Source organism: Nitratireductor sp. OM-1 (assembly GCF_003296175.1).
Lineage (GTDB): Bacteria > Pseudomonadota > Alphaproteobacteria > Rhizobiales > Rhizobiaceae > Nitratireductor > Nitratireductor aquimarinus.
Genome location: NZ_CP029209.1, coordinates 681688 through 701797, shown reverse-complemented (window position 1 = coordinate 701797; position 20110 = coordinate 681688). Strand labels below are relative to the sequence as shown.

Annotated in this window: 19 protein-coding genes; 3 read left to right on the top strand and 16 right to left on the bottom strand. The window is 61.6% G+C overall.

Annotated elements, in window-relative coordinates; all coding sequences use genetic code 11:
- Positions 1-2 precede the first annotated feature (2 nt).
- From DEJ54_RS22350 to DEJ54_RS22330, 5 genes are all read right to left on the bottom strand, one after another.
- Positions 3-1508: a tripartite tricarboxylate transporter permease gene (locus tag DEJ54_RS22350; RefSeq protein ID WP_113156952.1), complete on the bottom strand. Its 1506-nt coding sequence runs from the start codon at positions 1506-1508 to the stop codon at positions 3-5.
- Between the two features lie 22 nt (positions 1509-1530).
- Positions 1531-1977 (bottom strand): tripartite tricarboxylate transporter TctB family protein, encoded by a 447-nt coding sequence (locus tag DEJ54_RS22345; RefSeq protein WP_113156951.1) that lies wholly within the window; start codon positions 1975-1977, stop codon positions 1531-1533.
- Between the two features lie 17 nt (positions 1978-1994).
- Positions 1995-2945 (bottom strand): tripartite tricarboxylate transporter substrate binding protein, encoded by a 951-nt coding sequence (locus DEJ54_RS22340; RefSeq protein ID WP_113156950.1) that lies wholly within the window; start codon positions 2943-2945, stop codon positions 1995-1997.
- A 75-nt stretch (positions 2946-3020) separates the two neighbouring features.
- Positions 3021-3782 carry an IclR family transcriptional regulator gene (locus DEJ54_RS22335; RefSeq protein WP_162742442.1) on the bottom strand — a complete coding sequence of 254 codons (762 nt, stop codon included), beginning with the start codon at positions 3780-3782 and terminating at the stop codon, positions 3021-3023.
- A gap of 252 nt (positions 3783-4034) precedes the next feature.
- Positions 4035-5981, bottom strand: a complete 1947-nt coding sequence (locus DEJ54_RS22330; protein ID WP_113156948.1) for an alkyl/aryl-sulfatase — start codon at positions 5979-5981, stop codon at positions 4035-4037.
- 208 nt (positions 5982-6189) lie between these two features.
- On the opposite strand from DEJ54_RS22330, the gene DEJ54_RS22325 reads away from it, so the two are divergent.
- Positions 6190-7158, top strand: coding sequence for a helix-turn-helix domain-containing protein (locus tag DEJ54_RS22325; RefSeq protein ID WP_113156947.1), 969 nt, complete (start codon positions 6190-6192; stop codon positions 7156-7158).
- A gap of 72 nt (positions 7159-7230) precedes the next feature.
- On the opposite strand, the gene DEJ54_RS22320 is transcribed toward DEJ54_RS22325, so the two are convergent.
- From DEJ54_RS22320 to DEJ54_RS22270, 11 genes are all read right to left on the bottom strand, one after another.
- The gene (locus DEJ54_RS22320; protein ID WP_113156946.1) at positions 7231-8289 is read right to left on the bottom strand and encodes a TRAP transporter substrate-binding protein; all 1059 of its coding nucleotides are present in this window, start codon (positions 8287-8289) and stop codon (positions 7231-7233) included.
- Between the two features lie 25 nt (positions 8290-8314).
- Positions 8315-9865 carry a TRAP transporter large permease subunit gene (locus DEJ54_RS22315; RefSeq protein ID WP_113156945.1) on the bottom strand — a complete coding sequence of 517 codons (1551 nt, stop codon included), beginning with the start codon at positions 9863-9865 and terminating at the stop codon, positions 8315-8317.
- Positions 9862-10374: a TRAP transporter small permease subunit gene (locus tag DEJ54_RS22310; RefSeq protein WP_224873329.1), complete on the bottom strand. Its 513-nt coding sequence runs from the start codon at positions 10372-10374 to the stop codon at positions 9862-9864. The genes DEJ54_RS22315 and DEJ54_RS22310 overlap by 4 nt, the downstream gene beginning before the upstream one ends.
- A gap of 229 nt (positions 10375-10603) precedes the next feature.
- The gene (locus DEJ54_RS22305; RefSeq protein WP_113156944.1) at positions 10604-10927 is read right to left on the bottom strand and encodes a hypothetical protein; all 324 of its coding nucleotides are present in this window, start codon (positions 10925-10927) and stop codon (positions 10604-10606) included.
- Between the two features lie 19 nt (positions 10928-10946).
- Complete coding sequence (locus DEJ54_RS22300) at positions 10947-11642, bottom strand: orotate phosphoribosyltransferase (protein WP_113156943.1); 696 nt, start codon at positions 11640-11642, stop codon at positions 10947-10949.
- A gap of 101 nt (positions 11643-11743) precedes the next feature.
- Positions 11744-13039, bottom strand: a complete 1296-nt coding sequence (locus DEJ54_RS22295) for a Zn-dependent hydrolase (RefSeq protein WP_113156942.1) — start codon at positions 13037-13039, stop codon at positions 11744-11746.
- Entirely contained in the window at positions 13036-13980 is a 945-nt protein-coding gene (locus DEJ54_RS22290) for a dihydroorotate dehydrogenase (RefSeq protein WP_113156941.1), read from the bottom strand. Before DEJ54_RS22290 ends, DEJ54_RS22295 begins: the two co-directional genes overlap by 4 nt.
- On the bottom strand, positions 13974-14792 hold the full coding sequence (locus DEJ54_RS22285; RefSeq protein ID WP_113156940.1) for a dihydroorotate dehydrogenase electron transfer subunit: 819 nt from the start codon (positions 14790-14792) through the stop codon (positions 13974-13976). Before DEJ54_RS22285 ends, DEJ54_RS22290 begins: the two co-directional genes overlap by 7 nt.
- Before the next feature lie 26 nt (positions 14793-14818).
- The gene (locus tag DEJ54_RS22280; RefSeq protein ID WP_113156939.1) at positions 14819-16105 is read right to left on the bottom strand and encodes a TRAP transporter large permease; all 1287 of its coding nucleotides are present in this window, start codon (positions 16103-16105) and stop codon (positions 14819-14821) included.
- Complete coding sequence (locus DEJ54_RS22275) at positions 16105-16602, bottom strand: TRAP transporter small permease (protein ID WP_113156938.1); 498 nt, start codon at positions 16600-16602, stop codon at positions 16105-16107. The genes DEJ54_RS22280 and DEJ54_RS22275 overlap by 1 nt, the downstream gene beginning before the upstream one ends.
- Before the next feature lie 191 nt (positions 16603-16793).
- Positions 16794-17819, bottom strand: coding sequence for a TRAP transporter substrate-binding protein (locus tag DEJ54_RS22270; protein WP_113156937.1), 1026 nt, complete (start codon positions 17817-17819; stop codon positions 16794-16796).
- A gap of 210 nt (positions 17820-18029) precedes the next feature.
- Between DEJ54_RS22270 and DEJ54_RS22265 the strand changes: the two genes are divergently transcribed.
- Both DEJ54_RS22265 and DEJ54_RS22260 read left to right on the top strand, forming a co-directional pair.
- Complete coding sequence (locus DEJ54_RS22265) at positions 18030-18923, top strand: helix-turn-helix domain-containing protein (RefSeq protein ID WP_222474168.1); 894 nt, start codon at positions 18030-18032, stop codon at positions 18921-18923.
- Positions 18924-19135: 212 nt separating this feature from the next.
- The gene (locus DEJ54_RS22260; RefSeq protein WP_162742440.1) at positions 19136-19984 is read left to right on the top strand and encodes a phosphodiesterase; all 849 of its coding nucleotides are present in this window, start codon (positions 19136-19138) and stop codon (positions 19982-19984) included.
- The last annotated feature ends 126 nt before the right edge of the window (positions 19985-20110 follow it).

Sequence of the window (20110 nt, the reverse complement as noted above, 5' to 3'; positions counted from 1 at the left end):
TCTCAGGCGCGCGCCGCAGGTTCGCGGCGCTTCATGAAGCGTTTCGTCGCCATGCCCAGTCCGCCAAGGACGACCATGGCAATGATGATTCCGAGCGAGATGGGGCGGTCGATGAAGATCGCCCAGTCACCTTGACCCAGCATGATCGACTGGCGGAAATAGTTTTCCGCGAGCGGGGCAAGGACAACCGCCAGAATGAACGGGCCGGTGGGATAATCCGCTTTTTTCATCAGATATCCGAGCACGCCGAACACCAGCGCGACCCATATGTTGAACGTGCTGTAGGCAAGCGAGAACGCACCCACCACACAAAGGGCGATGACGACGCTCGCCAGATGACCCTGCACGGAACGCAGAAGATTCACGAAGACGGGAATCAACAGCACGTTCGAGAAGAGCAGGAAGATGTTCGCCAGCACAAGGCCTGCAATCATCGCCCAGACCACGTCTCCCGACTTGATCATGAGAAGCGGGCCGGGCTGCATGCCGAACATGATAAGCGCGCCAAGCATGATGGCCGTGCCGCCGGAGCCGGGAATGCCGAGCGTGATGAGCGGGATCAGCGAACCCGGAACCGAAGCGTTGTTGGAGGCTTCCGGTCCGGCGAGACCTGCAATTGCGCCCTTGCCGAACTCTTCCGGCTTGCGCGAAATGCGCCGCTCCAGGGCATATTCGAGGAAGGTCGCGACAGTTGCGCCGGCGCCCGGCAGAATGCCGATGACGGTGCCGAGGATCGAGCCGCGCACGGTTGCGCCGCCGCTTTCCTTGATGGCGGATGCCGGCGGGATGTACTCGCGGATGTTGAAGCTCGGCTTGCCGAGATCGATGCGCACGCGCTTTTCGAGATTGTAGAAGACTTCGCCAAGACCGTAGAGGCCGATGATGATGGCGACAAAGTCGATGCCCTCGATCAGCTCCGGCGTGAAGGCGAAGCGGATATGGCCGGAAATGTAGTCACTGCCGAAGGTGGAGACCAGAACGCCGACACAGGCCATCAGCAGGGCTTTCACCATGTTGTCGCCGGCCAGCAGAATGATCGTACTGAGCCCCAGCAGCATGAGCAGGAAATATTCCGGTGCGCCGAGATAGATCGCGTAGGAAGAGACAACCGGTGCGAAGAAAATCAGAACGGCCAGGCCGAAGAAACCGCCGATGAAGGACGAGAACGCCGACAGGCCGAGGGCCAGACCGCCCTGCCCGCGCAGCATCATCGGATAGCCTTCCATGGCGGTGATGATGGCGGGGGCGTCGCCCGGCGTGTTGATGAGGATCGACGTGATGCGGCCGCCATACATGGTGCCCATGTAGACGCCGGTGAGCAGGCACAGGCCCGAAGCGTGCGGCATGCCGAACGTCAGCGGCAGCATGAGCGCGATGCCTGCCGACGGCCCAAGCCCCGGCAGCGCGCCGACCACCGTGCCGATCATGCCGGCAAGGAAAATCAGCAGGATGTTGTAGACGGTCAGGACTTCCGAAAAACCGCCCGCGAGTTGAGTGAGTGCGTCCATTGGAGAGCGACTTTCAGGAAGACTATTGAAGCGGGATTTTCAGCCAGAGGCTGAAGATCGTGTAGATGACGGCCAGAATGGCGGCGCTGACCAGGCAGGACTTTACGAAGCCATGCCCGTTGAAGCGCCACGACAGGATGATCATCAGCACGCCAAGCGGCGCAAGAATGCTGCCCCAGCTCATGGCGTAGATCGCGCCCGCCAGAAGAACGATAACGGCGGCCACCGGGAGCGCCGAAGACATATCCTCGATGACGGCGCTGCCGTCCGCGCCGGGCTTGCGCCCGGCCATGAAAGCCTTGACGGCGAGGATGCCAATCAGACCCAGAACGACAAGTGCGATGTTGAGCGGGATATACCCCGGCCCGAAGCTCTGCTCCGAGCCGTAAGGCATATCCAGACTGCTTATGAGGAGGACTCCCGAAAAGACGGCGAGACCCGCAAGCAGGACGATTTCCGACAGTTTCATGAGCCCTCTCCAGTCACTTATTTAATGATGCCGAGCTCGGTGAGCGTCTCGCGATAGACGCCCTGGGTCTCTTCGAGATAGGCCTCGAATTCATCACCGGTGATGAAACCCTCAACCACGGAGTTCGGGTCGAGATAGCCGGACTTCCAGGCAGCGCTCTCGTTCAGCTCGGTCATCTTCTCGATGAGATAGGCCTTTGCTTCATCGCTGATGTCAGCCGGAGCGGTGACGCCGCGATAGAGGCTGAGCGTGATGTCGATGTCCTGGTCCTTGAAGGTCGGAACATCGGGAAGCGCGTCGATGCGCTCTTCCGTGCTGATGGCCAGCGCGTTGAACTTGCCTGCCTCGATGAAGTCGCGGGCCGTACCCGGATTGGTGACGATGAAGTCGAGCTGGTTGCTCAGAAGTGCTGCAACCACATCGCCATCGCCCTGGAACGGCACGAAGTTGACCTTCTTGCCGGTCTGCTTCTGGAACTGGATGGCGACGATGTGCTCGATGCTGCCCGTGGCGGTGCCGCCAACGTTCAGAACCTTGTCGGCCTTGAGCAGGTCGTCGATCGACTTGTAGGGGCCAGCCGCGTTGACGACGAGCAGCTCGGGGTCGATGCCCAGACGCGCAATCGGCGTGAAATCGGAAAAGTCGAGGCCGATGTTGGAGGTGAGCGGCGTGGTGATGTGCGAGGAGGTCACCGACATGAGGTAGTGACCGTCACCGGCGCGCGAGTTCAGGTAGCCCATGGCCACGGCGGAGCTGCCGCCCGGCTTGTTGATCACGTTGATCGGCGTCTCGATGATGCCCTCTTCCTGCATGATCTTGGCCATGGAGCGCAGCATGGTGTCGTGACCGCCGCCCGGACCATAACCGGCGACGAACTCGATTCCGCGCTCGGGGAATTCCTGCGCGCTGGCCGGAGCGGCCTGTGCTGAAGCGAGCACGGCGGCAGCCATACCCATGGATTTAAGCATATGTTTCACGTCGTTTCCTCCTGATGATCGTCTGGTTGAGTGATGTTGGAACCGCATTGCGTGCGGATCGGGTGGCTACCTGGCCGGCAGCCTGTGGCGAAAGGCGGTGAGCGCGGCGGTGGCCTGCGCTGCGCTTTCGCAGGTCACGGCAATGACCTGATCGATGTTTGCGGCCATGCGGTCGGCGGGGCCGGCAATGTTGAGTGCGGCGCGCACACATCCGTCTGCATCAAGAACGGGAGCCGCAACGCCCGCAGCACCCTCGACCACGCCACGCAGATTGACGGCATGGCCGGCCGCGCGCGCGTCCTCCACCTTTGAGAGAATGGCTTCGCGTAGATCCGGATTGCCGGCTTCTTCAGCCGCACGCGTCGCATACGCGGCAAGCCGGTCGGCGGAAAGGCCGGCCAGAAGCACGATGCCGCTCGTGACCTGATGCGCCCTGCGCGACACGGTGATGTCGCGGTCATATCTGATCTCGCGCTCGGGCATGAGCTTGGAGATGTAACGAACGCGGTCGTCTTCATCGAGCACGGCGAGAAAGCCGGATTCGCCCGCCTCGCGCACTGCCGTGTGCAGAACCGCATCGGTGAGGCGCGCAAGTGTGCCCCATGCCTGATGCGCGTCATCCGGCTCGCCGGGAAGACGGCAAAGACGATAGCGGCCGTCATCCTCGCGGGCGGCATAGCCAAGATCGACCAGCATGCGCAAAAGGCCGAGCGCGCTGCTCTTGGGAAGCTCCAGTGCAGCGACGGCGTCGGAGAACGAGACCGCGCCTTCCTGACGGGCCATCCATTCCAACAAAAGCAAGATGCGCTCAGCGCCGCGACCACTCACCTGGCTGCCTCCTCCTCGGCCTCCGCTAGTTCAGTATGCTGAACTAGTTCTTTATTTAGAACAGTTATTTGGTAGAGGCTATTGGCGGCGGCGTCAAGCCGGCAAAGAAGAGGGCCGGCAAGTGACTGGAAAGCATCGGCTTTTGCGTGTTTTGACCGTGGATAAGGTTCAGGCGACAAACAGCACGCCCAAACGAAAACAGCCGCAGACCGGATTAGCGGTCTGCGGCTGCATGGCGTCGATCAGTCTGAATCAGCGTACGACGAGCTTGATCGGATCGGCGCTCGGCGGATCGAGATAGCCGAAGAAGCGCTCGATGGCCTTCTCGTCGCCCTCAATGGTCAGCGAGCCTTCGGCCAGTGCATCGGCAAGCGTGGTCTGCTCCAGAAGAATGTCATCCAGAAGCGCCTTGGTCGCGACGATGGTGGCGTCGGTTTTCTCCGGGCTTTTGGGATGGAAGACCGCCACGCCCCTGCGGATTTCAAGCGCGCTGTCGTCCTGGATATCCGTGAACCGGAACCCGATGGTCATGTGCGCGTCCGCCGCCTTTTCGGGATCGAGCCGCACCCGAACGGACTCGATGATGGCGTCGGGCGAAAGCGCCTTGATGATGTCGGGAGCGGCGAAGTTCCAGATGCGCGAATAGTCGAGCTTGTCCTCCAGTTCCAGAGCACCGCCAAGCGCAAGGCCGCGCCAGTAGATGTTGGGCTGCTGATAGGCCCATTCACGCATCGCCTCGGCTTTCATTGCACGGGCTTCCATGTCCTCACCATCAACGCGGACGGCGTGGGTGAGAAGCTCCATCGACCAGCCATATTCGCCTTCATCGAGCGCCTTGCGGGCCTTCTCCATGATCGCGTCACGGCCGCCGAGTGCCTCGACATAAAGCGCGGCCTTCTTTTCGAAGCCCGGCGTGGCGAGTTCGGTCGGATCTGCCTGATACCAGCCGAGATAGCCGCCATAGATGTTGCGCGTGCTGTGCGCGACAGTGCCGTAATACTCTCCAAGCCACGGATCATTGGCCAGATGCTCCGGCAGGCGGATCGTGTCTGCCAGTTCCTCCCGCGTGTAGCCCATGTTCATGAGCCGCACGGTCTGGTCGTGCACATACTGGATCGCGTCGCGATAATTGGTGATGCGCTCGACAATGAACTCGTTACCGACCCACGGACGCATGTGGGAGCCGGAATAGCTGTCTGCCTCACGCGCATACTCGAGCAGCCGGTCGACGCCCGTATACCACTCCACGGGATCGCGGAACTTGGTGCCGCGCAGCGTGTAGATATTGGGGAAGGACTCGCCCTGGATCGTTTCCGATCCGTGCAGGTGCTTCATCTCCGGGAACCAGACGCCGATTTCATCCTCGGCATCGCCATAGGCGTGGAACATGACCATCCGCACACCGGCGATTGTCACGTCCAGCATTTCGTCAAATGTGTCCGTCGGCTGTAAAAGCGACACCGGGCCGGAATCGAATGTGGGCCCAAGCGCCTGATGCACACGGCCTTCCGGGCCGACATCGAGCAGCGTGCTGGCGAGCGCGGTGCGGATCGACAGGATCGGACCGACCACGCTTGCGTCATTGACCAGATATTCCATGAAGCTGTCATGGGCGTAGATCTTCACCTTGCCAGACTTCACGTCCTCTTCGGTCACGCCGAGCCCCTTGGAGCCGAACGGGTGATCGGGATGACGGTGCGTGTAGACGATGGCCTTGATGGGTTTGTCGGTTAAGCTGCGGAACTCCTCCATGACCAGCGCGCCGAAATCGTCATTCTCGCCCGGATCGATGATGATGACGCCGTCATCGCCAACCACCATCGTGGTGCTGGTGATGCCGTAGCCAACGGCCACATAGACCTTGTCTTCCACCGGCATATAGATGCCGCGCTGCATCTGCCGGGCAAACGCGGTCTGTTCGGGATGGATCGTGTCTGAGGCTTCCGTGAAGGCGAGATTGTCGCCGCGATCGAGCACAATGGGCGCGAGATTGGGCTTGAAAGCCTCATAGCCCGCCATCAGGCGCTCGACTTCGGCCTCGTCCGCCATCGCATCGGATACCAGTCGAACATCGCCCGCCTGCGCCAGAAAGAGCGCACAGGCAGCGCCGGCAAGCAGGGACAATGTCTTGTTTCGATGTGGTTTGAGATGTGTCGTTTCAAGCCGGCGCACGACCGGCTTTGCGGATGTCTTTTGCATGCTTCTTCTCCCCAAACAGGAACCGCTGGCGGTTGCCGCAGTCCAAATGCCTGTACGAAGACCGCGCTCGGCGCTACCATGAGAGGTCTTGTGCAAAACCACTCACGGGCACGGGGCGCGGAAACCGTTCAGCCATGGCGTTTGAGTATTTCGAAACTTAGCCAGCCTGCTACGTAATTTCCGACAAGTTTTCGGGGAGGAAAACTTTGTGAGCGAGCGCGCAGGAACCGGCTTTTTCTCCACGGAGGAACCCAGCCTCTACGAGGCGGCAATCCGCCCGTGGAACCTGACCGTCGAGCCGCTGGAGGCCGGCCCGTTCGGCTGCGACATCGCGTTTCTGAAGCTCGACGGCATCGCCATCTACCGGGATCAGTACCATACGGACATGCGGCTGCGCGGCACGACACCGCCCGACGCTCTCGCTCTCGCCCTGCCGCTTGCGGGTCTGTGCGACAAGTCGGCCTTCTGGGGGCGAACGCTGTGCAAACACAACCTCCACCACAGCTTCTATCGCGAGCTGGACAGCACCACGGCTGCCGGCCACGACCAGATCGTCATCCTGATCGGTACGGATGAACGCTATGCGCCGGAATTCGCCGATCTCTGGGATCATTTCGACGCCTGCAAGAACGGTCGCCCCATTCACCTGACGAACCGGCAGGCCGGCGCCCTGCGGCGGGTCTGTCTTGATGCGCTGCACACGGGCGAAGGAGAACCAGACAGAGCGTTCGGCGACATGCTGCGTGCCGATTTGGTCGGTGCGATCAAGCCGCTCGTTCTCGACGCCTGCCGGCAGGAACAGGCCCGGCCGGACCGGCGCGGAAATTCGGCCATTGCCCGCATGTATGATTTTCTTGAAGCCTCAGACGAACCGCGCCTGACGGTTGCCGGACTTTGCAGGATGGCCGGCATTCACGAACGCACGCTGGAGCGCGCGGTACGGGCGAAATTCGACTGCACCGTCCAAGCCCTGCTCCGCCGCCGCCGGCTGCACGAGGCGCGCCGCATGCTGCTCTTCGCTGATGCCTTCACAAACAACGTGACGCGGATTTCGCACGAACTCGGCTTCTATGATGGCGGGCGCTTTGCGCGTGATTATGCCGCCCTCTTCGGCGAACTGCCTTCGCAGACATTGCGGCAGAACGCGATAGAGACCGTCACGCCCCTCCTGGTCTGAACGAAAAACGCCGCGCCTCCCATGGGATGGTTCCCGGGGAAGCGCGGCGCGTCTTTTAACGTGCCCGGATTATCAGCGACGCTGGAGAAGCGGCATGTTCATGGCGTTGGCGTATTTCACGCTCTCGGCCAGGAAGCCGTCATAGCTCTCGCGCACGCGGGCAACGTCTTCGCTCTGCGCCGTCAGCTCTTCGCGCACTTCTTCCCATGCGCCCTTGAGGCCTTCGGCCACATCGTCCGGCACATCGCGGAAGATGACGCCATCGGCCTCCAGCGACGCCATGGCGCGCGCATTGTGATAATCGAACTGGGCAAGCGCCTCCTGGCTGGCGGCAAGGGCCGCAGCCTCGCAGATTGCCTGCAGATCGGGTGAAAGCTCGGCCCAGGCATCCTTGTTGAAGACGATGGCAAGCGCTGCACTCGGCTCGTTGTAAGCCGGCAGGTAGCAGTTCTTGGTGATCTTCTGCAGGCCGAAAGCCTGATCGAGGAACGGACCGACCCACTCGGCCGCATCGAGCGCACCGGACTGAAGCGCCTGGAAGATTTCCGGCGGGGGCATCAGAACCGCGTTGACGCCGAGCTTGCGATACATCTCGCCGCCGAGGCCGGCAATGCGCATGTTGAGGCCCTTGAGGTCGTCCAGCGAATTGATCTCGGACTTGAACCAGCCGGCGCTCTGCGTGTTGGAATTGCCGGAATAGAGCGGCTTCAGATTGCGCTGGGCGTAGATGTCGTCCCAGATCTCCTGACCGCCGCCATAGCGCAGCCATGCGTAATGCTCGGCAGCCGTCATGCCGAACGGCACGGCGGTGAACCAGTGCAGGGCCGGGTTTTTGCCGGCTGCATAGTAGGGCGGGTTATGGCCGACGGGTGCCTTGCCCTGCTGTACGGCATCCTCGACGCCGAAGGGCGGAACGAGCTCGCCGCCGCCGAAAACCTTGAAGCTCAGCCGGCCATCGGACATGGCGGCGACCTTCTCGGCGAAGTTGGTGACATTGGTGCCAACGCCCGGCGCGTTCTTGGGGAAGCTGGTGGGCAGGTTCCACTCGATCTTGCCCTGCGCAATGGCTGGCGTGGCGAGTGCTGCGGCTGTCGCGCCCGCGCCTGCTGTGAGAAATGTTCTGCGTTTCATGTCGGGGTTTCCTCCTGAACAACGACTATCTGAAGAGCATGTCCGGCAGCCATGTAACCACAGCCGGGAACGTGATGAGAAGCGCCAGAGCGATCAACTGAATGGCCACGAACGGGATTACCGAGCGGTAGATCTCCATGGTCGTGATGCTGCGCGGCGCAACGGAACGATAATAAAAGAGCGCGAAGCCAAAGGGCGGCGTCAGGAACGAGGTCTGCAGGTTCATTGCAAGCAGGACCGCAAACCAGACCGGAGAGAAATCCGTGGCCAGAATGGGCGCTCCCAAAAGCGGCACGACAATGTAGATGATCTCCACGGCTTCGAGAATGAAGCCAAGGAAGAACACGACCACCATGACGAGGGCGAGTGCGCCCCATTTGCCGCCCGGAACCTGCTCCAGAAAGCCCGCCACCAGCTCGTCGCCACCGAAACCGCGAAACACCAGCGACAGCATGGAAGCGGCGATGACGATGCCGAACACCATGCCGGAGATGCGCAGCGTATCAATGACGGCGGGCACGAGAACATCGGTTCTGAAAAGCCGCCAGCCGGCAAAGAGAACGCCAAAGCCGATCAACGCGCTGGCCAGAAGGCCGAGCAGGCCGGCCGGCGCGCCAAGGGTCGCTGGTGGTAGAAGACCGGTCGCGCGCAACACGACGAGAACGCCGCCGGCGATAACCGCGGCAATGATGAGCAGACGCCCCGCCGGCCCGATTTCACCGCGCGTGAAGGCGGCAAGAAGGATCGTGCCAATCGCCCCCAGCCCGGCTGCCTCCGTGGTGGTGGCGACACCGCCGAGAATGGAGCCCAGAACGGCAACGATCAGAAGCAGCGGCGGCAGGAAGGTGCCGAGAATGCGGTTCAGCGGAACCGGCTTGCGCTCATCCTTTGCAACGGCTTTCTGCGCGCCGCGCAGCGTGAAGAGAATGTAGAGCCCGTAAAGCCCGACGAGCAGCAGGCCCGGCACAAGCGCACCGGCGAAGAGATCACCGACGGACACGGCGTCAGGCGCGAAATTGCCCGCCTTCTGCTGCGCTTCCAGATAGGTGTTGCCGATCTGGTCGCCGAGCAGAACCAGCAGGATCGAGGGCGGGATGATCTGGCCGAGCGTGCCGCTGGCACAGATGATGCCGCTCGACACGCGTGGCGAAACGCCGGCCTGAAGCATGGCGGGAAGGCTGACAAGCCCGAGCATGACCACGGTTGCGCCGACAATGCCCGTGGAGGCTGCGATCAGCGCGCTGAAAAGCAGAACGGAAAGGGCAAGCCCGCGCGGCGATGCGCCGAGCATGTCGCGCAGGACCTCGAGCATGCGTTCGGCGAGCTGCGAACGCTCCAGCACCACGCCCATCAGAATGAAAAGCGGCACGGCCATCAGAAGCGTGTTGCTCATCACACCCCAGACACGGCTGGGGAAGAAATCCAGGAAGGACAGGTCGAACGCGCCAAAGAAGCTGGCGATGACCGCCACGACGAAGGGCACGCCGGCAATGGCCAGCATGGCGGGAATGCCGCTCAGAATACCGGCGAAGAGCCCGACCAGCATCAGGCACAGAAACAGTTCCGAAAGGGTCATAGGCTTGGCTCGCCGTCGGCAGTGTGGTCGGCGCGCGGCTCAAGCACCATGGCGATGCCCTGCAGAATCATCATGGCAGCGCCCAGGGGCAGCGCCGTCTTCACGATGAAGAGGCCGGGCAGACCGCCGGTTTCCACGGACGCCTCGCGGATTGACCAGGAATAGGCGAGATCCGCCCAGTCGGCCCAGATGATGAGGCCGAACACCGGAACGAGAAACAGAAACACCGCCACTGCATCTGCAATGCGCGCATAGGCGGGTGAAAGGTTCTCGGAAAGCACCTCGACGCGCACATGGCCGCCCCGGCGCAGGCAAACCGGCACGGAGAAGATCAGAAGCACGGCGAAGGCGTAGGAAGCGAAGTCCTGCAGTTCGATGAAACCAATGCCAAAACCATAGCGCATCACGACGATGGCAAGCACGCTTGCCGTCAGGGCCAGGCAGGCAAGCACGCAAAAAGCCGTCGCCAGCCGGTCCAGCCCGGCGCAGAACCTTAAATACAAATGCAAAACCGGCTCCCATCCGAATTCCGGCGCGAAGCTAGCGCATGCGCCATGGAAAGGAAATGTCTATTCGCCCATGGTTGGGTACGCGATCACAGGGGATCGGCGAGGCCGCATGCGAGCGCGCACCAGAAGCGAGAAGGCTTTCGGGCCTTTTATAGGCGCCCACAACGAAAACACTCGCCGGAGAGGACCGGCGAGCGGATCGCATTCATGGACTTGAACGACTGTGCGCTTAGCTCTTGATCGTCGCGGCAAGCCGCGCGGAGGCCTTGTTCAGCGCTGCGAACTTTTCATCGTCAGAGCCGTCCTTATAGGCTGCATCGAGCGTGTTCACGATTTCGGAGAACAGCTCAAGCTCCTCGTCGGCAGCCGTCATGGTGAGCGGCTGGTCGTCATAGGCCTCGACGAAGCGCTGGGCGGCATAGGCGATCAGCAGGAGGGCGGCCGCATTTTCCGGCTCGCTGGTGATCCGCTGATGAGCCTTGACCGCGCAGCCTTCATAGGCACGAACGCTTCCGCCCTGCTCGTTCAGATCCTTCAAAAACGTATCAAACATGATCCAAGTCCTTTGGCATTTACTGCGGCAGTTCTGAAATGCCGCCGTGGTTCGCCGACCATACGGTCGGCGCATTCAGGAAGCTCTCGACCTCAGCGATCGTTTCCGGCGAAAAACGGTTTTCTTCCTTGCAGACGGCGAGCACATCCCACCACGTGGCGAGATGATGCAACCGCATGCCGGCGGCTTCAAGCCGCTTCGGCGTGTCTGGGAAGATGTCGTAGTAGAAAACGGCGAATGTGTCGGTGACCCGTGCGCCGGTGCGCGCGACCGCTTCGGCAAACTTGATCTTGCTGCCGCCGTCGGTGGTCAGATCCTCGACCAGAAGAACACGCGCGCCTTCGCTCAATGCGCCCTCGATCTGCGCATCGCGGCCAAAGCCTTTTGGCTTCTTGCGCACATACTGCATGGGAAGGCCCATCCGCTCGGAGAGCCATGCGGCAAAGGGAATGCCAGCCGTCTCGCCGCCCGCAATTGCGTCGAACTGCTCGAAGCCGACATTGCGGAAGATGATCGAGGCCGCGAAATCCATGATTGCGGCGCGAACGCGCGGATAGGAAATCAGCTTGCGGCAGTCGATATAGACCGGACTTGCAAGACCAGACGTGAACGTGAACGGCTGTTCGGCGCGAAAATGCACCGCCTCGATCTCCAGAAGCATGCGGGCGACCATCTGCGAAATGGCGGACTGGTCCGGGAAGGTGTTGGAGAACATGTCGTGGTCCTGTTCGTTGATCGGGCCTTTTCGCTAACAGCTATCTCCTGCCTGAGCCAGCCCGGCAATGCAGGGATTCGTTTCCATAAGAAACCACACAGTCACTCCGCCCCCGCAAGGAAAGCAAAGAGAATATCCACGCCGGCAAGGAAATCCTCGATCTCCATCGCTTCCTGGGGATTGTGGGAACCATTGCGGTTGCGCACGAACACCATGGCGGAAGGAACGCCGGCGGCGGCGAACACGGCAGCGTCGTGCCCGCCGCCGCTCGGCATGACGAAAGGCTCCTGTCCGACCTGGCGCATGGCCTCTTCAAGGCCTGCGACGAGCCCCTTGTCGCACAGCGCCGGTTCGACACGAAGCTCTTCGCCCAGCTCGAAGCGGACCCGCCGGTCGCGCTCGATCTCGCGCATTTCGCTCGCCAGAAGCTTGCGCATCTCATCCAGCGTTTCGGGCTTCTGGCTGCGCATGTCGAGGCTGAAGGACACGCTGTCGGGAATGCGCGACATGGCGTGTTTTTCGGGATCGGTCGCCACGATGCCGCTCGTCAGCACAAGATCGTCGCCCTTGTTGAGGATCGTCGTCCAGCTCTCGTCGAGCCGCACCAGAAGATCCGCCATGGCGAGAACGGGATCGCGCCGATAGGCCTTGGGCACTGCGCCGGAATGACCGGCCTCACCGTAGCAGGTGATGGAGCGGTAGCGGATATTGCCGCGAATGCCGGAAACGGCGGCTGCGGGGATGTTCTTGCCAATCAGCAGCGGCCCCTGCTCGATGTGGAGTTCGAGATAGGCCTCGATGCGGCTGACATCCATCAGCGGCTTGCCCGCGCGAATGTCTTCGACCGGCAGGCCGATATCGGCCATATGCGCTTCCAGCGTACGGCCGTCGCCCTTGTGCCGGGCTTCGATTTCAGGCGTTGCGAGTGTGCCGGTCAGCGCCTTGGAGCCGATATAGCACGGACCAAACCAGGCGCTTTCCTCGCCGCGCATGGCAAGCACATGCACTGGCTTTGCAAAGCGGCGGCCTTCGCGCCGGGCGCGGATCAGGCAGACGAGACCCGCGACGACGCCGGCCAGCCCGTCGAAATTGCCGCCGAAGGGGACGCTGTCCACATGCGAGCCGACAACGATGAAACGCTCCGCGTCGCGGTCTTCGGGCAGCGAGAACCGGGCATTGCAGCCTGCGTCGTACCAGACCTCAAGCCCCTCGGCACGCGCCACATTCTCAAGATATTCGAGTGTCCTGGTCTCGATCTCGGAGAAGGCCGGACGGCTGACACCTTCGACATCGGGCGACATGTGCGCGATGTCGCCGAACAGACGCTCTGCAAGCGCACGGTCGGTCGCATGGGCGATTGCATGGCCGGCGGCGAAAGAGGCGGGCTGGGCGTTCATGGCGCTGCTTCCATGAAGACAACGGCCTCGTCCTGTTCGCCGTCGATCACGGACCCGACCAGTTCGCGCACGGAGGAAAGTCCCTGCCCTGCGAGCCAGTCTTCCAGCCCGTCGATCAGCGAGATCATGGCCGTGGGATGAATGAAGGTTGCGGTGCCGACCTGCACGGCGGATGCGCCGGCGATCAGGTATTCGATCACGTCTTCAATGGTGGAGATACCGCCACAGCCGATGACCGGGATATTGGTCGCGCGGGCGCACTGATAGGCCATGCGAAGCGCAATGGGTTTCAGGCTCGGGCCGGACAGACCGCCCATGAGATTGCCGAGCTTGGGCCGCCGCGTGTTGATGTCGATGGCCATGGACAGGATGGTGTTGGCCACCACCAGCGCATCGGCGCCGCCCTCTTCCGCAGCGCGCGCCACTTCAGACGTTTCGCCCGTGTTGGGCGTGAGCTTGGCCCAGAGCGGCAGGTCCGTCGCCGCGCGCAGCTTGCGCATCACGTCATGCGTGGAGGACGGACGAATGGCAAACGCCTTGCCGTCTTCCTCGATGTTCGGGCACGAGATGTTGACCTCGATGGCCGCGACGCCGGGAACGCTGACCTCGGAACACAGGGTGGCGAATTCATCGGCCGTGTTGCCGGAAATCGAGACGACCAGCGGCGTCTCGTAATGGGCGTAAAACGGCACGACCTTTTCAAGAAACGCGCCAACACCCTTGCTCGGAATGCCGATGGAATTGAGCATCGACCCGTTCACTTCGCAGACGCGCGGCGTCGGATTGCCGTCGCGCCAGCCACGGGTGATCGTCTTGGTCACATGCGCGCCAAGCCGGTCCAGATCGAACACCTCCGCGAGATCTTCGGAGAAGGTGCCGGATGCCGGCATGATCGGGTTCTTGAGCTTGAGCCCGCCGATATCGACCGAAAGATCTACCATGCGATCGCCTCCATCATGTCGAAGACAGGGCCTTCGCGGCACACTCTGAGATGCACCTGCCGGTCGCCGCGATTGAACGGACGCACGCAGCAATGGCACATGCCGATGCCGCAGGCCATTTGCTGCTCAAGCGCGATCTGCCCGGGAATGCCATGACGTTCGCCGATGGTCTGCAAAAGGCGGAGCATGCGGTTTGAGCCACAGGTGTAGAACGCGTCGGCGCGGCCTGCCGCGACCAGCCCCTCGATAACCTGTTCCAGATTGCCCAGATCCGACGTGCCTTCCGCGTCGGTCAGGGTGATGACGTCTGCGCCCAGTGACGCGAAATAGTCCGTCGACATCAGATAGTCGGGATGGCGCGCACTACAAATCGCGGTGAGCTTCCGGCCAAGCCGATTGGCCTCCAGCGCAAGCGGAGCAAGCGTTGCAAGCCCCACACCGCGCGCCACCAGAACCAGGTTCTGCCAGTCGTCGGCAATGGTGAAGGGTTCGCCAAGCGGCCCGAGGACATTGAGCCTGTCGCCGAGCGCCAGCGTGGCCAGCGCGCGGGTGCCGGCGCCTGTGACCTTGTAGAGGAAATGCAGCTCTCCCTGATCGGGATAGAAGCCGTAAATGCTCATCGGGCGGCGCAGATAAGGCGTCTCGCCGCCCGCCTGCGGGCACAGGAGGTGAAAGAACTGGCCGGCACGGCAGCGCGCAAGAAGATCCTGCGGAGCGGCGAGCACCAGACGGCGATACTCGCCATTGACCGGGTCGTTGCTCTTCACGGAAAGCGGCAACTCGAATGCCTTGATCGACGGGACTGCGTCCATCGGCTCAATCCTTTCTGGAATCCCCGTCATCCGAACACCAGGTTCGGCAGGAAGGTGGAGATATCCGGCACGTATGTGATGATCGCGAGCACGATGAGGTTCGCGATGATGAAGGGCCAGAGGCCGGAGATGATCGTGAGCACCGGTTTCGACAGGGTCGAAGACGCCACGAAAATATCGAGCCCGAAGGGCGGCGTGATCATGCCAATGGAAATGTTCAGCGTGACGATCATGCCGAAATGGACAGGATCGATGCCGAGCGCCATGGCCACCGGATAGAGCGGCGGGACCAGAATCAGAAGCGCCGAGTTCGGGTCGATGAACATGCCCGCGATCAGGAAGCTGATATTGACGATCAGCAGGAACACGATCGGCCCGGCCTGGATCGCTTCCAGAAAGCCCGTGATGGCCGCCGGCACCTGCGCCAGCGTGATGAAGTAGGACAGGAGGCCGCCCATCGCCAGCAGGATGAAGATGATCGCGGTGGAGATCGCGGCGCGTTCGGTGATTGCAACCAGTTTGCGCCAGGTGAGCTCACGGAAGATCACGCCTTCAACGAAAATGGCGTAAACGACGCTGACGGCCGCCGCTTCTGTGGGCGTGAAATAGCCGCTGTAAATGCCGCCCAGAATGATGATCGGCATGCCGAGCGCCCAGCCTGCGTCCCGGATCGCAATGACGCGTTCTTTCCAGCTTGTGCGCGGACCGCGCTCAACGCCGGAGCGTCGCGCTTCGAGCGCCGCCATGATGGCGAAAGCCAGACCTAGCACCAGACCCACGGCGAGACCGCCGACAAACAGCTTGGCAACGGAGGTGCCCGTCATCCAGCCATAGATGATGAAGGTGATGGACGGCGGAATGAGCAGCGCCGTCTCGGCACTGGAAACGATCAGGCCGAGCGAGAATTTGTCGCTGAAGCCGGCCTTGCGCATTTCCGGGTAGACCATGCGCGCCATGGCCGCGACCGTGGCCGGTGCGGAACCGGAGACCGAGCCGAACGCCATGGAGCCGCCAATCGTGGTGTAACCCATGCCGCCGCGCAGATGACCGACCAGCACCTTGACGAGACCTGTCAGGCGGCGGGCGATCTGCCCCTCGCCCATCAGCTCTGCAGCCAGAATGAAGAAGGGAATGGCCAGAAGCGTCGTGTGATTGATGCCGCCCAGGATCTTCTGAATAACCACCGGGTCAGGGAGGTTGCCGTAGAAGAATTCCTTGATCATGAGCGCCGGCACGCCCAGCACGAGAAACATCTCGAAACCGAGAACCAGCAGCATGACCGCGACGATGATGACGAGTGCGAAAAGGATCATTATTCCTCCGACGCCTGTCCGGCGAAACGATCGATGCGGCCGAAGAAGCTGAGCGCAAAGCGCAGCGCCATGAGCGCAAAACCGATTGTGGGCGCGAGATAAATCCAGAAGACCGGTATGTTCAGTGTCGGGCTCTTTTGGCCCATGCCGTAAACGAAGGCGGTCATCTGGTAGCCGAGCCAGACAAGATAGATGCAGAACACGAAGCCGACCGCGTCAATGATCTTTCTGATCGGCAGGCCAGTGGCCCGTGCGATCCGGTCGCGCCAGGTGTGAACACCGGCGTGACGCCCTTTCTCAAGGGCAAGGCCGACCGTGAGAAAGACGAGGAAAAGGCTCATCAGCCGCACGGCTTCTTCAACCCAGGCGAACTCGGAGGCGAAAGTGCCGCCAACCTGGCGCGCCAGCACATTCATGAAGTAGAGCGCGACCATGACAAGGAAGATGGAGACCGCTGCTATGCGCTCGGCTGTTCTGATGATGGCAAGTGCTTTCAAGGTCTCATTCCTTGGAAAAAGGGAACCGCTGCCGGGCTCACGGGGAGCCCGACATATGAAAGTCAATGCTTTGGTTCGGTGAAAGGCCGGGGCATTGGACCGTCAGGCGAAAACCGTTTTCGCTCGGCCCGATGCCCCGCAACAAGGTGGATCGCCAGTCGCGCCCGAATGGGCGCGGGGCGTATCCGTGCTTACTGCGCCGTGGCGGCCTCATATTCCTTCTCATAGACGGCGATCAGGTTCTCGCCCTCTTCACCGGCGCGCTCCACATAGGCTGCGCGACCGGCCGGATACATCTTGTCGCGGAACGCGGTCTTCTCGTCGGCGCTCATCTCGCGGATGTCGATGCCCGATGCCTTGATCTCTTCAAGTGCGGTGGCAACGGCCGCAGCCTTGTGAGCGATCAGCTCCGGGATGACTTCGTTGAACGTGTCGACAATGGTCTGCTGATGCTCCGCCGGCAGGCTTGCCCACCAGGCCGGGTTGAACAGGATCACGTCTTCCATCGCGCCATGGTCGGACAGAACGAGGTGCTTCTGCACTTCGTAGAACTTCATGCGCTGGATGGTGTCGAGCGGGTTCTCCTCGCCATCGACAACACCGGTCTGAAGGGCGGTGTAAAGCTCGCCGAACGGCAGGGCGATCGCCGATGCGCCAAGCGAATTGAACTGCTCGATCAGGATGTTGGAATCCATGACGCGGAACTTTTGGCCGGCAAAGTCTTCAAGGCTTGCGAGCGGCTTGGAAGAGGTGAAATTCTTCTTGCCGTTCGGCCACAGGCCGATGCAGGTCACGCCGCGCGAATTGAACGATTCGCAAAGCGCCTCGCCAAACGCGCCGCCGCGGATTTCCTGCGCGGTCTCGTCATTGTCGGGGAGCAGGTACGGGATGTCCATGATCGAAACGGCGGGGTTGAAGCCACCGAGGAAAGCTGCCGGCGCGACGGTCGCCTCAAGCGTGCCGAGCTGGACGCCTTCGGTCATTTCGCGCTGCTGGCCGAGCTGGCCCTGCGGGAAGATCTGGAACTCGACCGCGCCATCGGTGCGCTCGTTCACGAGCTTGGCGACCTTGTCGAGGAACACGTGGCGCGACTGCTGCGCCGATTCAAGATGACCGATCTTTGCAACGAAATCCGCCGCCCAGACGCCTGTCGCGAATGCCGCGCCAGCCACGCCCATAACGGTCGTTGCAGCCAGTTTACGAATGAGATGTTTCATTGTTCCGCCTCCATTGCTTTTTTGAAAAAGCAGCCTACGAGCCCAACCATAGCCTGTCAACGGAATTCTCAAAAATGAGACGAATGGAACTTTCGTCCAATTAATGAGCTTTCCGTGCTTATTTGAGCATGTCCGTTGACAAGCCGATACAGGGCACCCGATAACGGAAGGAGTTGAAACTTGCGAGAAAAAAGCGTGTCACAGGGCGACTTGATCAGATTCAGCGACATTGGCGCCCGCCTGCGCGCTTACCGCCTCGGCAAAGGGCTTGCTCCCGACGAACTGGCAGAGAAGCTCGGCATCTCGCGCGCCGCTCTCTACCGCGCCGAAAAAGGCGAAATTCGCAAGATCGAGATGCTGACCAGCATCGCCGACGAGCTCGGCGTATCGCTGCCCAGCCTGATGGGCGTCGGCGTGGAATATGTGTCGAGCGCCATTGCCTTCTTTGAGCGCATGCGCCAGCTCGAAGATGACTGCCAGCAGGTGATCGGCCTGTTCAGCCCTGTCTCCTATCTCCTGACGTCTGACGCCTATGACGATGCGTTGCAGGAAGTGCTGCGGGAATCCGTGCCGCCGGAGGTCGATCCGGAAGGCCGTTCCGGAGAGGTGGTGGATGCGCTTATCGACATTCTGCGGGCGCGAAAGAAGGCGTTTCGCCTGCGCCGCCCGCTGATCGTAAGCCTGATCGCCTCGGCAGATCTGGAAGGGTTCCTGCTTCACGGTCTGATCGGCCGGCACGATCTGCCGCCGGACGTGGTGAACAAGCGCCGCATGCAGGCGCGCCGCGAGGCCGAGTACATTCTGACCATGCTGCGCGAGCAGCCCATCGGCATACAGATCGGCATCGTGCGCGAGCCGGTTCCGGCGACGAGTTTTCAGATCTTCCGCCAGCAGGACCGCTCGGTGCTGGCGATCAGCCCTTTCCGGCTGGGCGAACAGCCCAACATCCGCGTCGGGGTGGCGCTGATCACTTCCGCCCCGGAAGCCATGACGCTTCACGAGGATATCGCTGAAGGTCTTTGGGCTGATGCTCTTAAAGGCGACGAAGCGGCGAGTTATCTCGAAACCATGATCGAGAAATACGCGATCCCTGTGGACGCCTGAGGCGCGTCCAGCCTCCCCTCCGTGGATAAAGCCGACTGATTTTCAACAGCGCGCCCATGAAGAATGGGCGGGCGGCGACGCCTTGCGTGCGCCCTTCACATGCCTGTCGCCGAACTGCAAGAAATCTGTCAGCGGCGCGACACAGAGCGATGATACCCGGCTGCCAGGCGCCGATCAGGCTTCCTGTCATTTATCTCGCAAACGAGGCAGTCATGCTGAAATTCATCGTCATGAGCGATATCCACCTTTCGCCGGAAGGTGAGGCCACCAATGGCCTGGACACCACGAAGCGTCTTCAGGCCGCTATCGACAGCGCCAACACGAACCATGGCGACGCGGATTTCTGCATTTTCGCTGGCGATCTCGCCGACCGTGGCGAAGTCCCGGCATACGCCATTCTGGACCGCATGATCGACCAGCTGAAAATGCCGGTCGTCCTGACGCTCGGCAATCACGACCATCGCGACCGGTTCAAGGAAATCTTCGGCACGCTGCATGATGATGAGAACGGCCACATCCAGAAGGCCATCGACGTGAAAGGCTATCGCGTCATCGTCATCGATTCCAGCGAGCCGGAAATCGTCAGCGGCGTGCTCTGCGAACAGCGCCTTGCCTGGCTCGCCGCGCGACTGGAAGAAGCGCAGGATCGGCCGGTGATCATTGTCATGCATCACCATGCGAACGATCTTCACATGCCGGTCGACCAGATCAAGCTGCAGCAGTCCGAGGCGTTCCGCGACGTTTTGAAGACGCATCCCGATGTGCGTCAGGTGATCGCCGGCCATGTTCACCGCCCGACCACGGGCCTGTGGCACGGCATCCCGCTGACCACGATTTCGGGCAACCATTACGACGTCAACGCGCACCTGCCGGGCATGCCGGGCGAAGCGCTGCGCCTTGATGGCCCTGCACAATATGCCGTCGTGCTGGCCGATGAAAACAGCACGCTCGTGCACTTCCACGACTACATTCACCGTCATGCAGAGATGGCCGACGGCCTGTTCCGCCGGCGTCGCAAACATGCGGAAGAGACCGCAGAGCGTGAAAAAGTGGCTGGCTAAGCAAGTCTGCCCACAGCTTTCAAATAACCTTCATGAAGCGGTCACCCAGCTGTCAAGGCGCGCCGATAGCCAAGGCGCGACCGGCAACGGAGCCGGCGACCGCTCCTTTCCCATGTGAGAGAAAAA

What these genes read in the sequence shown, in the direction of transcription:
- DEJ54_RS22270 (WP_113156937.1), bottom strand. Translation starts at nt 17,819, where the DNA reads ATGAAACATCTCATTCGTAAACTGGCTGCAACGACCGTTATGGGCGTG.
- DEJ54_RS22285 (WP_113156940.1), bottom strand. Translation starts at nt 14,792, where the DNA reads ATGGACGCAGTCCCGTCGATCAAGGCATTCGAGTTGCCGCTTTCCGTG.
- DEJ54_RS22260 (WP_162742440.1), top strand. Translation starts at nt 19,136, where the DNA reads ATGCTGAAATTCATCGTCATGAGCGATATCCACCTTTCGCCGGAAGGT.
- DEJ54_RS22345 (WP_113156951.1), bottom strand. Translation starts at nt 1,977, where the DNA reads ATGAAACTGTCGGAAATCGTCCTGCTTGCGGGTCTCGCCGTCTTTTCG.
- DEJ54_RS22320 (WP_113156946.1), bottom strand. Translation starts at nt 8,289, where the DNA reads ATGAAACGCAGAACATTTCTCACAGCAGGCGCGGGCGCGACAGCCGCA.
- DEJ54_RS22340 (WP_113156950.1), bottom strand. Translation starts at nt 2,945, where the DNA reads ATGCTTAAATCCATGGGTATGGCTGCCGCCGTGCTCGCTTCAGCACAG.
- DEJ54_RS22300 (WP_113156943.1), bottom strand. Translation starts at nt 11,642, where the DNA reads ATGTTCTCCAACACCTTCCCGGACCAGTCCGCCATTTCGCAGATGGTC.
- DEJ54_RS22315 (WP_113156945.1), bottom strand. Translation starts at nt 9,865, where the DNA reads ATGACCCTTTCGGAACTGTTTCTGTGCCTGATGCTGGTCGGGCTCTTC.
- DEJ54_RS22280 (WP_113156939.1), bottom strand. Translation starts at nt 16,105, where the DNA reads ATGATCCTTTTCGCACTCGTCATCATCGTCGCGGTCATGCTGCTGGTT.
- DEJ54_RS22330 (WP_113156948.1), bottom strand. Translation starts at nt 5,981, where the DNA reads ATGCAAAAGACATCCGCAAAGCCGGTCGTGCGCCGGCTTGAAACGACA.
- DEJ54_RS22295 (WP_113156942.1), bottom strand. Translation starts at nt 13,039, where the DNA reads ATGAACGCCCAGCCCGCCTCTTTCGCCGCCGGCCATGCAATCGCCCAT.
- DEJ54_RS22290 (WP_113156941.1), bottom strand. Translation starts at nt 13,980, where the DNA reads ATGGTAGATCTTTCGGTCGATATCGGCGGGCTCAAGCTCAAGAACCCG.
- DEJ54_RS22350 (WP_113156952.1), bottom strand. Translation starts at nt 1,508, where the DNA reads ATGGACGCACTCACTCAACTCGCGGGCGGTTTTTCGGAAGTCCTGACC.
- DEJ54_RS22305 (WP_113156944.1), bottom strand. Translation starts at nt 10,927, where the DNA reads ATGTTTGATACGTTTTTGAAGGATCTGAACGAGCAGGGCGGAAGCGTT.